Source organism: Hydrogenophaga aromaticivorans (assembly GCF_013387465.1).
Lineage (GTDB): Bacteria > Pseudomonadota > Gammaproteobacteria > Burkholderiales > Burkholderiaceae_C > Hydrogenophaga > Hydrogenophaga aromaticivorans.
Map to the genome: position 1 here is coordinate 261,352 of NZ_VYGV01000006.1, position 13,107 is coordinate 274,458.

The window sequence follows — 13,107 nt, forward strand, 5'->3', positions numbered from 1 at the left end:
GTGACGCGCGAAGCGCGGCGCGGGGGTGGCCATCATCGTGCCCACCAGGTGTCGATGGCCCAGGCTTCGCCAGCCGCGTAGGGCGGCATGTCCTTCGGGCGGTCCAGCCGCCAGGCGTTGTAGACCATACGGTGGGTGGTCGCTGACCACTGCGGGATCAGGTAGTGGCTGTGGCTGATGACGCGGTCCAGCGCACGGCAGGCGGCCAGAAAGTCGGGCTTGATGCGCGCATTGACCATCCGGGCCAGCAGCGCATCCACCGCGGGGCTGCTGACGCCCGCGAAGTTGCCGGAGTCCTCGGTCTTGGCGGCCTGGCTGCCGAACAGGTCGGCGTATTCGGCGCCGGGGTTGGGCGTGCCGCCGTAGGCGATGGAAATGATGTCGAAGTCGAAGCCACGCAGGCGCTGCTGGTACAGCGCGAAATCCACCGGCCGGAACCTCAGTTCGATGCCCAGCTTTTCCAGATTGCGCGCCCACGGTGTGACGACCCTCGCCCCGGTTTCGGCGCTGTCCAGGTATTCCAGCACCATGGCTTGTCCCTGGGCGTTGTGCAGTTGCCCCCCCTGCACCGTCCAGCCCGCCTCACGCAACAGCGCCTGGGCCTTGCGCAAGTTGCCGCGCAGGGAGTCCTGGCCGTCGGTGCGCGGCGGTGCGTACATGGGGCCAAAGGCCGCGGCAGGCAACTGGCTGCGCCAGGGCTGCATCAGCGCCAGCTCGTCGGGGCCGGGCCCGTTCGTGGGCGAACAATCGGTGTTGCCGAACAGGCCCCGCACCCGCTGGTAGCCGCCGTAAAACATCTGCCGGTTCATCCACTCGTAGTCCATCGCCAGCCCCAGCGCCTCGCGCACCCGGATGTCGTCCAGCGGCTTGCGGCGGGTGTTGAGCACATAACTCTGGAAACCCATGGGCAGGCGGTGGCTGAACTCGGCCTTGACCAGCTCGCCGGTGTTGAAACGCTTGCCGTTGACGCGGCGCGCCCAGTCGCCGGCTGAGAAGAACCGCATCAAGTCAAACTCGCCGGCCTTCAGCGCCTCCAGGCGCGCCGTGCTGTCCTTGTAGATCTTGACCGTGATGCGGTCGAAATTGGCGGTGCCCCGGCGCACCGGCAGGTCGCGCGCCCAGTAGGCCGGGTCGCGCACGTAGGTGATGTCCTTGCCGAACTGCACCGGACCGATCTTGTAGGGCCCGCTGCCGATGGGAAAGTCCATCACGACCTGGTCAAAGCTCTTGCGTTGCCCGGTCTTGGGATCCACCGCATCGCCCCAGGCGCGGCTGAACACGGGCAGGCCGCCCACCGTCAACGGCATTTCGCGGTTGGGCTTCTTGAAGCGGTAGCGCACCGTGCGCTCGTCGATCACGTCCAGCCCGGCCACGTCTTCCAGGATGGTCTTGTAGGCGGGCGAAGTGTGCGGCCCCATCAGGGTGTCAAAACTGTGCTTCACGTCGGCGGCCAGTACCGGTTGGCCATTGTGGAAACGCGCCTCTCGTCGCAGCCGGAAAGTGACCGACAGGCCGTCGCTCGCGGCGTCCACGTCTTCGGCCAGCAGCCCGTAGCCGGCACCCGTTTCGTCCAGCGCGCCCGTGAGCAGCGAGTCGAACATCAGGTCGGACAGGTAGGCCGGTGCACTGCCCCGCAAGGTGAACGGGTTGTATTTGTCGAAGGTGGAAACGCGCAGGTTGCTGACCAGCCGCAACTCGCCCCCTTTGGGCGCAGCAGGGTTCACATAGGCAAAATGCGCAAACCCTGGTGGGTATCTGAGATCACCCCAGAGAGCGTAGCCATGCGCTGACCAGGCCGGGTTGGCAGACAGCGCCAGCACGGCCACCGAACACAGACCAGCCAGGCGTGAACGGAGTCGGTGAAGCGGTGGGTGCATGCGACAATTCTGCTGGAAATTTCATCGGAGGTCGCGACATGGGTTTTCTGGCCGGCAAAAAATTGCTGATCACGGGGGTGTTGTCCAACCGGTCCATCGCCTATGGCATCGCCAGAGCCTGCCACCAGCAGGGCGCCGAACTCGCTTTCAGCTATGTGGGGGAACGCTTCAAGGACCGCATCACCGAGTTTGCGGCCGAGTTCGACTCGACGCTGATCTTCGACTGCGATGTCAGCGACGACGACCAGATTGACCAGATGTTTGCCGGTCTGTCGAAAACCTGGCCGAAGTTCGATGGCTTCGTGCACAGCATCGGCTTTGCACCACGCGAGGCCATCGCCGGCGACTTTCTCGATGGCCTGTCGCGCGAGGCCTTCCGCGTCGCCCACGACATCAGCGCCTACAGTTTCCCCGCCATGGCCAAGGCCGCCCTGCCCTACCTCAACGACCGCGCCGCCCTGCTCACGCTGAGCTACCTCGGTGCGCTGCGCATCATTCCCCACTACAACACCATGGGCCTGGCCAAGGCCAGCCTGGAAGCTTCGGTGCGCTACCTGGCCGAGTCGCTGGGTCCGCGCGGCATGCGTGTCAACGGCATCAGCGCCGGACCGATCAAGACGCTGGCCGCCAGCGGCATCAAGGATTTCGGCAAGCTGCTGGGCATGGTGGCTGCCGCATCCCCCCTGCGACGCAACATCACGATCGAAGACGTGGGCAACGTGGCGGCGTTCCTGCTGTCCGATCTGGCTTCGGGGGTGACCGCCGAGATCACCTATGTGGACGGGGGCTTCAGCCAGACGGGGGGCGCCAGTCGCGACAGCGAACCGGCAGGTTCCTGACCGTGCAAGCGTCCGGCCAGCCTCTCGTTAGCCGGCGGGCATGGATGCTGGCGGCGCTCGGCCTGCTGGCGTTCGGCGGCGCCGAGGCAGCCGCCCCCAACAACACCCCGGCCCTGATGCTGGCCAACGTCTACCGCCCGAGCATCGACCTGGGTGCCTACTGGCTCAGCGAAAAGTACGACGGTGTGCGTGGTTTCTGGGATGGTCGGCGGCTGTTGACCCGCGGCGGGACCGAGATCCAGGCACCGGCCTGGTTCACCCAGGACTGGCCCGACGAACCCATGGACGGTGAACTCTGGGCCGGTCGTGGCCGGTTTGAAGAAACCGTCTCCACCGTGCGCCAGCAAACGCCCGACGACGCGGCCTGGCGACGCATCCGTTTCATGGTGTTTGATCTGCCGGCGCACGCTGGCGTTTTCAATGAGCGCTTCCAGGCCTACCGGTTGCTGGTGCAAGGCATGGGCCAGCCTTGGGTGATGGCCGTGCCGCAGGAACGGGTGGCCAGCCACGAGGCGCTGGGCCATCGGCTGGACCAGATGGTGCGCTCGGGCGGCGAAGGCTTGATGCTGCACCGGGGCGACTCGCTGTACCGTGCCGTGCGCAGCGACGACCTGCTCAAGGTGAAGACCCACGAAGACGCCGAAGCCCAGGTGCTGGGGGCTGTGCCCGGTCAGGGCAAATACGCGGGCGCCATGGGCGCCCTGCTGGTGCAGTCACCGGATGGTCGACGGTTCCGGATCGGGAGTGGCTTCAGCGATGCCCTGCGCAAACAGCCGCCGCAGGTGGGTACCTGGGTGACTTACCGCTACCGCGGTCTGCACGACAGCGGTCTCCCGCGCTTCGCCACCTTTTTGCGCATCCGCAGCGACGCCGACTTGTCGGCACCGGTCAAAACGCAGCCTACCGGCCTGCGCTGATCAGGAAGCAGGCCGCGCCGCTCAGGCGCTGGCCTGCCGCAGGATGCCGTAGATCTGGTCCTTGAGCAGCAGTTTTTCTTTTTTCAACTGTTCAATCTCGGCCTGCGAACCGGGTTCAATGTGCGCTTCCTTGTTCTTGATCACCTGGTCCAGTTCGTTGTGCTTGTCAAACAGGCGCGTGAAGTGGACGTCATGGCCCTTGAGCTGGGTGATGAGATCGCGGTATTCAGGGAACATCGGTAAGCCTCCGAAAGGATGGTGGGCATGCACGGTGCACGTTCCTTGGTGCTTCCCGCCATGAGCGGGTTGCCGAAACATCTTACCGTGCAGCCCCCGGATCACCGTATCCGGCGGTCTCAGACACCCACACAGTCGGCAAAGTAGCGAAGCACACCGTCGTCCCCGCGCTCCTGCACGAGCCCGTGGATGTCGGTTTCGAACCCGGGGCACTCGCGCGCGAACTCGCGGTTGAACTTGAGGTAGTCCACGATCTTCTTGTTGAACACCTCACCCGGGATCAGCAACGGAATGCCCGGCGGGTACGGCGTCACCAGGCTGGTGGTGATCCGGCCTTCCAGGTTGTCGATCGGCACGCGCTGCGTGGTGCGGTGCGCGATGTGCGCGAACGCGTCGCTCGGCTTCATGGCCGGCGTGTGGTCGCTCAGGTACATGTCGGTCGTGAGGCGCGCGATGTCGTACTTGGCGTAGAGCTCGTGCACGTGCTGGCAAAGGTCGCGCAGGCCCATCTGGTCGTAACGGGGGTGCTTCTGGCAGAACTCGGGCAGGATGCGCCACATGGGCTGGTTCTTGGCGTAGTCGTCCTTGAACTGCTGCAGCGCGGTCAGCAGCGTGTTCCAGCGGCCCTTGGTGATGCCGATGGTGAACATGATGAAGAAGCTGTAGAGCCCGGTCTTCTCGACCACCACGCCGTGCTCGGCCAGGAACTTGGTCACGATCGAGGCCGGGATGCCGGTGGCGGCAAAGTCGCCGTTCATGTTCAGGCCTGGCGTGACGATGGTCGCCTTGATCGGGTCCAGCATGTTGAAACCCGGCGCCATGTCGCCGAAACCGTGCCAGGCCTCTTCGCCATCCGAAGGCTGCACGCCATCGGCGTCGGTGCGCTTGAGCACCCAGTCGCTGGCGCGGCCGATGCCCTCTTCCACCAGGTTGTCGGGTCCCCAGACCTGGAACCACCAGTCGTCTTCACCGAATTCGGCCTCGACCTTGCGCATGGCGCGGCGGAAATCCAGGGCTTCGGCGATGCTCTCTTCCACCAGTGCGGTGCCGCCGGGCGGCTCCATCATGGCCGCGGCCACATCGCAGCTGGCGATGATGCTGTACTGCGGACTGGTGCTGGTGTGCATCAGATAGGCCTCGTTGAAGAGGTGGCGGTCCAGCTTGGTGGTCTGCGAGTCCTGCACCAGCACATGGCTCGCCTGGCTGATGCCGGCCAGCAGCTTGTGGATAGACTGCGTGGCATACACCACCGAGTGCTGCGGGCGAGCGCGCTTCTTGCCCATGGCGTGGAAGCTGCCGTAGAAAGGATGGAAGGCCGCGTGCGGCAACCAGGCCTCGTCGAAGTGCAGGTTGTCCACCCAGCCGTCCAGCAGGTTCTTGATGGTCTCGGTGTTGTAGAGCACACCGTCGTAGGTGGACTGCGTCAGCGTCAGGATGCGCGGCTTGACCTGATCTGCGTCCACGCCGGCCAGCAGCGGATTGGCCCGAATCTTGGCCTTGATCGCATCGATCTCGAACTCGGCCTGCGGGATCGGACCGATGATGCCGTAGTGGTTGCGCGTGGGCTTGAGAAAAACGGGAATGGCCCCCGTCATGATGATCGAGTGCAGGATGGACTTGTGGCAGTTTCGGTCCACCACCACCACGTCGCCCGGCGCCACCGTGTGGTGCCAGACCATCTTGTTCGACGTTGACGTACCGTTGGTCACGAAGTAGCAGTGGTCGGCGTTGAAGATGCGCGCGGCGTTGCGCTCGCTCGCACCAATCGCGCCGTTGTGGTCCAGCAGTTGACCCAGCTCTTCCACCGCGTTGCACACGTCGGCGCGCAGCATGTTCTCGCCATAGAACTGGTGGTACATCTGGCCCACCGGGCTCTTCAGGAACGCCACGCCGCCCGAATGGCCAGGGCAGTGCCAGGAGTAGGAACCGTCTTCGGCGTAGTCCAGCAAGGCCTTGAAAAACGGTGGCTGGATGCCTTCGAGGTAGCTTTTGGCCTCGCGGATGATGTGGCGGGCCACAAATTCCGGCGTGTCCTCGAACATGTGAATGAAGCCGTGCAGCTCGCGCAGGATGTCGTTGGGCAGGTGGCGGCTGGTCTTGGTTTCTCCGTGCACGTAGATCGGCACATCGGCGTTCTTGCGCCGCACTTCCTGGATGAAGTTGCGCAGGTTCAGTACCACCGGGTCCAGGTCCGGACCCGGGCTGAACTCTTCATCGTCGATGGACAGGATGAACGCGCTGGCGCGGCTCTGCTGTTGCGCAAACAGGCTGAGGTCGCCGTAGCTGGTGACACCGACCACTTCGAAACCCTCCGTCTCGATGGCCTGCGCCAGGGCGCGAATACCCAGACCGGAGGAGTTCTCCGAGCGGAAGTCCTCATCGATGATGACGATGGGAAAACGGAATTTCATGGCGGTCTCCAGCCGCGGACGCGGCCATCAGGGGCAAAAGGAATCGAAACAGGCGCGAAGTGTACGGAAATCGAGTGACCCTGCCCTTTTGATGCAGGGCATTTGTCGCAGAATGTGGCACGGGTCAGACATTCAGGGGAATGCCTGCCGCATTGGGGAGCTTACATGTCGGATTCCACCCTTTGGTGGCTGCTGGTCGGCGCGGCCGTGGCGCTGGAGTTGTTCACCGGGACTTTCTACCTGCTCATGCTGGCCGTGGGCATGGTCGCCGCGGCGCTGGCCGCCCATGCCGGCGCCGGCTTGAGCGCCCAGTTGATCGTGGCGGCGGTGGTCGGTTCCGCGGCCGTCTTCGGCTGGCACCTGATCAAGCGGCGGCGCCCGTCGGACCCGTCGGTGCGCGCCCTGCGCAGCGTGAACCTCGATGTGGGCGAGGTCATACAGATCGAAGAATGGTTGGCCGATGGCACCGCGAGCGTGAAATACCGGGGTGCGCAATGGACTGTGATCCAGCGGCCGGGCAACCCGCCCATACCGGGCGCCTACCGCGTGGCCGAACTCGTGGGCAACCGTCTGCTGGTCGAAAAAGCCTGAATGGCTGCCTGAAGTGCACGCTGCTCCGGCATGATGCACACCCAGTTACCTCAACCACGGAACACCTCTCATGGAAATCGCCGTCGTCCTCTTTGTCATCGCCGCCATCTTCATCACGCGCGCCGTCAAGGTCGTGCCGCAACAGAACGCCTGGGTGGTTGAACGCCTGGGCAAGTACCACGGCAGCCTGTCGCCGGGGCTCAACTTCCTCATGCCTTTCATCGACAAGGTGGCCTACAAGCACAGCCTCAAAGAAATTCCGCTGGACGTGCCCAGTCAGGTCTGCATCACGCGCGACAACACGCAGCTGCAGGTCGACGGCATCCTGTACTTCCAGGTCACCGACCCGATGCGCGCGAGCTACGGCTCGTCCAACTACATCATGGCCGTGACCCAGCTCGCCCAGACCTCGCTGCGCTCCGTGATCGGCAAACTCGAACTGGACAAGACCTTCGAAGAACGCGACATCATCAACGCCCAGATCGTCCAGGCCATCGACGAAGCCGCCCTGAACTGGGGTGTGAAGGTGCTGCGCTACGAAATCAAGGACCTGACGCCACCGAAGGAAATCCTGCACGCCATGCAGGCCCAGATCACCGCCGAGCGCGAAAAGCGTGCGCTCATCGCCGCGTCTGAAGGCCGGCGCCAGGAGCAGATCAACATCGCCACCGGCGAGCGCGAAGCGTTTATCGCCCGCTCAGAAGGCGAAAAACAGGCCGCCATCAACCAGGCCCAGGGCGAAGCTGCGGCCATCACCGCCGTGGCCGATGCCACCGCCCAGGCCATCGAACGCATTGCTGTGGCCATTCAGCAACCGGGCGGCGAACAGGCCGTGCAGCTGAAGGTGGCCGAACGCGCGGTTGACGCCTACGGCAAGGTGGCCGCAGACGCCACCACCACGCTCATCGTGCCCGGCAACATGACGGAAGTTTCCGCCCTGATCGCATCGGCCATGAAAATGATCGGCACCAGCAAGGCGTCCTGAGTTCCAGAACAGGGAACCCGGCCTGCTATACTGCGAGGCTGCGCGGAGAGGTGGATGAGTGGTTTAAGTCGCACGCCTGGAAAGCGTGTGTGGGCTAATCCCCACCGCGGGTTCGAATCCCGCCCTCTCCGCCAAAAATGAGTCCCAGAGCGTCCCACAACGCCTCACAAGACACCCTGAAAGCCCCGGAATACCCAAGTGTTCCGGGGCTTTTTTGTTTCCGGGCGTCTCGTAACGGTTCTTGCCATCCCAGGATTTTTGGGGGTATCTTTGGGGGTCCGTACCCCACTAGTTGGGGGTATTTCACCTTCGGGGTACGGTTTGGAGCTCGAAATGGCGCTGACCAATACCGAAGTTCTGAAGGCAAAAGCAGGCCCATCACCCATCAAGATGGCTGACGGCAGGGGCCTGTACCTGCTGATCACGCCGGCAGGTTCCAAGCTTTGGCGTTGGAAGTACCGCTTTCTGGGCAAAGAGAAACTGATGGCTGTCGGCGCCTACCCAGACGTGTCACTCGCCCAGGCAAGGGACAAGGTGGACGAGACCCGCAAGCAGCTCGCAGCGGGCTCCGACCCGATGGCGGCCCGCAAGTTCGAGAAGATCGCCCGCCGTCTGGCTGTCGAAGACACCTTCGCGGCTGTGGCAAAGAAATGGTGGGAAAGCTGGAAAGCCGCGCGCAGCGACAGCCACACGGTCTACGTGTGGCGCCGCCTGGAGGCGGATGTCTTTCCGGCCATCGGCTTGCGCCCTATCGCGGAAATCGAGGCCCCCGAGCTAGTCGCCATGATGAAGGCCATCGAAAAACGTGGCGCCCTCGACATTGCCAAACGCGCCCTGCAGACCTGCTCCCAGATCTTTCGCTACGCCATCGCCCACGGGTTGGCCAAACGCAATCCGGCTGTGGAAATTCGCCCGAGCGATGTGCTCGCCTCGCGCAAAAAAGAAAACTACGCCAGGTTGGACGGCAAGGAACTACCAGAGCTGTTGCGCAAGATCGAGGTCTACAACGGGAGCACCGTCACCCGCGTGGCCATCAAACTCATGGCCATGACCTTCGTGCGCACCAGCGAGCTGATCGGCGCGCGCTGGGAAGAATTTGACCTCGACGGCGGACGCTGGGACATACCGGCGTCACGCATGAAGATGAAGACGCCGCACGTGGTGCCCCTCTCCACCCAGGCCGTGACCCTCCTGCGAAGCTTGCACACCCTGACTGGTCACAGCGCCCTGCTCTTCCCCGGAGAGCGCGACCATCAAAAGTCGATGAGCAACAACACCATCTTGGGCGCTCTGGACCGCATGGGCTACGCTGGACGCATGACGGGCCATGGATTCCGGGGCATAGCGTCCACCTTGCTCCACGAGCAGGGCTGGCCGCACGAGCACATCGAGCTTCAGCTCGCCCACCAGGAGCGCAACCAGGTCAGCGCTTCGTACAACCACGCGATGTACCTTCAAGCGCGAGCCCAGATGATGCAGGCCTGGAGCAACTACCTAGATGCCTGCGTGGCTGGAAATGTGGTGCCATTCAGGGGGAAACGGGCTTAGCACTCTCCGCAGCTCGGTCACCACTGCCTATCCGGAAGACTCTTTGGTCTCCAATCGGACCGACGGCTTTGCAGCGTGTGGACTAAACCGCTCGCGCGGTAGACGCTCCGGCTACGTTGGTGGCGTTTCGTTGCGCCCGTGATTCTGCGATGTTGGCGGTCGAGGCAATCCGCCTCGGTCACGCAGGAGCAGGATCATGGACATTTGCACCCCGACCCCATCCGCGGCCGTCTCGCCGCTGCGCCAACGCATGCTCGACGACATGCGCATGCGCCAGTTCGCAGAGCACACGCAAGACGGCTACATCCGCGCCGTGCGCAAGCTCTCCACCTTCCTGGGCCGCTCGCCGCACACCGCCACCGCCGAGGATCTGCGCCGCTTCCAGTTGCACCTGGTGGACACCGGCACCGGCCCAGTCACCATCAACGCCACCATCACCGGGCTGAAGTTCTTCTTCGACATCACGCTGGGCCGGCCGGAGCTCATGCTCAAGATGACGAACGTGGCCGTGCCGCGCAAGTTGCCGGTGATCCTGAGCCCCGAGGAAGTCGGCCGCCTGATCGCCGCCGCGCCCAACCTCAAGCACCAGGCTGCCATGTCGGTGGCCTATGGCGCGGGCCTGCGCGTCAGCGAAGTCGTCTCGCTCAAGGTCGGCGACATCGACGGCGAGCGCATGACACTGCGCGTGGAGCAGGGCAAAGGCCGCAAGGATCGCTACGCCATGCTCAGCCCCGTGCTGCTGGAGCGGCTGCGCGCCTGGTGGAGACTGGGCCATGCCCAGGGCAAGATCCGCCACGGTGGTTGGCTGTTCCCGGGCCTGGACCCCACCGACCACGTCACCCCGCGTCAACTCAACCGCGCCGTACACCTGGCCGCCGCCACGGCCGGCATCGACAAGCGCATCACCCCGCACGGCCTGCGCCATGCCTTTGCCACCCATCTGCTGGAGCAGAAGGTCGATATCCGCGTCATCCAGGTGCTGCTCGGGCACAAGCGGCTGGACACCACGACCCTGTACGCCGCCGTGGCCACCGACCTGCTGCGCCGGGTCATCAGCCCGCTGGATCACACGTCCGCCAAGCCCGCAGGCGAACCAGCGCCCGAACCTGCACCGCAACCGCCGGCCCTGTAGTCGTACGCCATCGTGCAGGCGCGACCCGCCCTGGAGGTCGCCGACATCTTCCGTGCCCATGGACCCGCCTGGCGTGACGCCCAGCGCGGTCACCTGAGCCTGGCGCAGCTCAAGGTGATGTCGGCCATCACCCAGTGCCGCACGGCGGCACTGGGTGGCCACGTCCTGCGCTGCGACGGTTGCGGCCAAGACGAGGTCTCCTACAACTCGTGCCGCAACCGGCACTGCCCGAAGTGCCAGAGCAGCGCAGCCAAGCGGTGGCTGGATGCGCGCCAGGCCGATCTGCTGCCGGTGGAGTACTACCACGTGGTCTTCACGCTGCCAGCGCCGATCGCCGACATTGCACACCAGAACAAGGCGGCGCTGTACGGCTTGCTGTTCGACATCGCCGCCGAGACGCTGCTGCGTATCGCAGCTGATCCCAAGCACCTGGGCGCCCACATTGGCGCCACGCTGGTGCTGCACACCTGGGGCTCGGCACTGACCCACCACCCGCACGTGCACGGCATCGTGCCAGGCGGCGGGTTTGCGCCCGACGGCAAGACTTGGGTAGCCTGCCGCCCGGGGTTCTTCCTGCCGGTGCGCGTGCTGTCGCGGCTGTTCAGGCGCCGCTTCCTGGAGGAACTGCAGCGGCTGCACGATGGCGGCGCACTCAGGTTCTTCGGTGAACACGCGGCGCTGGCTGAGCCCGTGACCTTCAAGGCCTGGCTTGCGCCGCTGCGCCAGTGCGAGTGGGTGGTCTATGCCAAGCGGCCATTCGCCGGGCCGCAGGCGGTGCTGGCCTACCTGTCGCGATACACGCACCGCGTGGCCATCTCCAACAGCCGGCTGCTGGCGATGGACGAGCGCGGTGTCACCTTCCGCTGGAAGGACTATCGCGCCACAGGGAAGACGCGCCACAAGGCGATGACGCTGAGCCCGCAGGAGTTCATGCGCCGCTTCCTGCTGCATGTGCTGCCGGGCGGCTTCCACCGGATTCGGCACTACGGCCTGCTGGCCAACAGCAACCGGCGGGACAACTTGGCGCTGGCGCGTCAGTTGTTGCAGGTCGCAGCGCCACCGACCGAGGCGGCGGCCGCAGATGGCTTGGACTCGCCACGTCCGACCTTCGTCTGCGCGCACTGCGGCCACGCGATGGTGGTGCTGCAGGTCTTCTTGCGCGACTGCTCGATTCGGGCGCCGCCGGCACCATGACCACGCTCGAGCACTCCCGATCAACTCGACGCTGGACATGGCGTCCGGTGGGCTGCTGCGTGCGTCGCTTGGTCAGCGTCTGCGCAGGCTCGGCAAAGAGCTGCTGCCGTATCGAAGTGGCACACGCACGGGCGCCTGCGGTCATCGATGGGGTGTCGATGCTCAGTCGTAGGCCGCCAACTCGCGACGCGAGCGTAGAGCAATCGCCATAGTCACCGCGCTCGACAACTACCGTGGCGGTCGCCGCGGTTTCCTCCCTCGAGGCTTATGCAACACCTGCCCGACAGCAGTGAGGGTGCTCGACCGCTTGTGCGGCTGGGCAGGTGTCACACAAGCCTTAACGATTGGAGTCGGTCGCCGACGGCGGGGGTACTCCCGCTGACTGGCACCAAGCAGTCGTCGGACCTCGTCGCACGCGAATTCATGAATGTCGGCTGTATGGGGTACTGTGGACATCGGGCTCCGTCGACCCGGATGGCGCGGCGAGGCCGACCGCTTCCCCCTCACCTGGACTGTCGGTACCGACCGAGGCTGTGTGTAAACGCATTCGAACAGCGTTGAGCGCTCTCCAGCAAGGGCACCTTTCGCGCAGACCGGCTGCGTACCGTTTCCGAGTCACGTGGGAGGTCTAATGAGCTTCCAAACGGTTCTTGGCGGCCAGATTTGGCAGCAAAGCGAGGCTCACGCCCCCGCCAACCTCATCGCCCTGATTGCTCCTGCGAATCCCAAGATGGAGATCACACGCAGCAGGTTGTAGGCCAGCACATGCAGGCTCATCTCAGTCCCGACGTTGACCAGCCTTCTGGTGAGGAAGTGGGTGTACCCCATCCAGCTCTTGAAGGTGCCGAACAAATGCTCGACCGTTCTGCGTCGGATGGTCATGGATTTGGGTGACTGGTCCAGACGGCGCTGCACGGCCTCCAGCACCTCGCCATACCCAGCCGCACTGCGGTCCACCGGAAAATTACTTTCGAACATGCAGCGCTCCGCATCAAAGTTTTCAAGCACCGGCAATATCCACGGGTGCCAGGCGTCGGCCAGCTCTTGCGACGAGGCTGGGGTTGGTCGCTGGGCAAACCCATACCCGAATACCGCCGTTCCCAATCCGCCGAGCTTGACAAACACATTGGGACACTCTGCCAAGCGGCGTACCCAGGACAACCGCTCGGACATTGCCCGATTTGAGTGCCCCTTGTATTCGGCAACACCAAGCACGCCCTCCCGGGGGGGGCGGAAGACGAAGACATTCGTCCTACCAGAGCACGTGAACATCGAAGGCAATGTCTCTGCGGGGGGTGGCGGTGCGGTCGACCAGCGCCTGGATGACGGCAATCTGGTGCGACTCTAGGTCCGCTTCAACAACACCTCCGATCATC

At 64.4% G+C, this 13,107-nt stretch carries 10 protein-coding genes, 1 tRNA gene and 1 pseudogene; 8 read left to right on the plus strand and 4 right to left on the minus strand.

What is annotated here, in order from left to right; translation table 11 throughout:
* Positions 1–32 precede the first annotated feature (32 nt).
* The gene (locus tag F3K02_RS05595; RefSeq protein WP_177134158.1) at positions 33–1,877 is read right to left on the minus strand and encodes an extracellular solute-binding protein; all 1,845 of its coding nucleotides are present in this window, start codon (positions 1,875–1,877) and stop codon (positions 33–35) included.
* A 38-nt stretch (positions 1,878–1,915) separates the two neighbouring features.
* On the opposite strand from F3K02_RS05595, the gene fabI reads away from it, so the two are divergent.
* On the plus strand, positions 1,916–2,716 hold the full coding sequence (gene fabI / locus F3K02_RS05600; RefSeq protein WP_177134160.1) for an enoyl-ACP reductase FabI: 801 nt from the start codon (positions 1,916–1,918) through the stop codon (positions 2,714–2,716).
* Between the two features lie 44 nt (positions 2,717–2,760).
* Positions 2,761–3,633 (plus strand): DNA ligase, encoded by an 873-nt coding sequence (locus F3K02_RS05605; RefSeq protein WP_177134162.1) that lies wholly within the window; start codon positions 2,761–2,763, stop codon positions 3,631–3,633.
* A gap of 21 nt (positions 3,634–3,654) precedes the next feature.
* On the opposite strand, the gene F3K02_RS05610 is transcribed toward F3K02_RS05605, so the two are convergent.
* Both F3K02_RS05610 and F3K02_RS05615 read right to left on the minus strand, forming a co-directional pair.
* Positions 3,655–3,870, minus strand: a complete 216-nt coding sequence (locus F3K02_RS05610; protein ID WP_177134165.1) for an HP1242/YdcH family protein — start codon at positions 3,868–3,870, stop codon at positions 3,655–3,657.
* A 119-nt stretch (positions 3,871–3,989) separates the two neighbouring features.
* Complete coding sequence (locus tag F3K02_RS05615; RefSeq protein WP_177134167.1) at positions 3,990–6,281, minus strand: arginine/lysine/ornithine decarboxylase; 2,292 nt, start codon at positions 6,279–6,281, stop codon at positions 3,990–3,992.
* Positions 6,282–6,446: 165 nt separating this feature from the next.
* Here F3K02_RS05615 and F3K02_RS05620 point away from each other — a divergent pair, with 165 nt between their 5' ends.
* The 6 genes from F3K02_RS05620 to F3K02_RS05645 all read left to right on the plus strand — a co-directional run bounded on the left by F3K02_RS05620 (position 6,447) and on the right by F3K02_RS05645 (position 11,731).
* Positions 6,447–6,872, plus strand: coding sequence for an NfeD family protein (locus tag F3K02_RS05620; protein ID WP_177134169.1), 426 nt, complete (start codon positions 6,447–6,449; stop codon positions 6,870–6,872).
* Positions 6,873–6,942: 70 nt separating this feature from the next.
* Positions 6,943–7,857 (plus strand): SPFH domain-containing protein, encoded by a 915-nt coding sequence (locus F3K02_RS05625; protein ID WP_177134171.1) that lies wholly within the window; start codon positions 6,943–6,945, stop codon positions 7,855–7,857.
* Between the two features lie 44 nt (positions 7,858–7,901).
* A tRNA-Ser gene (locus tag F3K02_RS05630) sits at positions 7,902–7,991 on the plus strand.
* A gap of 64 nt (positions 7,992–8,055) precedes the next feature.
* A complete protein-coding gene (locus tag F3K02_RS05635; RefSeq protein ID WP_343067007.1) occupies positions 8,056–9,405 on the plus strand; it encodes a tyrosine-type recombinase/integrase in 1,350 nt (449 codons plus the stop codon).
* Positions 9,406–9,601: 196 nt separating this feature from the next.
* The gene (locus F3K02_RS05640; RefSeq protein ID WP_177134173.1) at positions 9,602–10,537 is read left to right on the plus strand and encodes a tyrosine-type recombinase/integrase; all 936 of its coding nucleotides are present in this window, start codon (positions 9,602–9,604) and stop codon (positions 10,535–10,537) included.
* A gap of 12 nt (positions 10,538–10,549) precedes the next feature.
* Positions 10,550–11,731: an IS91 family transposase gene (locus F3K02_RS05645; protein WP_177134175.1), complete on the plus strand. Its 1,182-nt coding sequence runs from the start codon at positions 10,550–10,552 to the stop codon at positions 11,729–11,731.
* 681 nt (positions 11,732–12,412) lie between these two features.
* On the opposite strand, the pseudogene F3K02_RS27425 reads toward F3K02_RS05645, so the two are convergent.
* Positions 12,413–12,949, minus strand: a pseudogene (locus F3K02_RS27425) (amidohydrolase family protein); the annotation flags it as partial.
* Between the last annotated feature and the right edge of the window lie 158 nt (positions 12,950–13,107).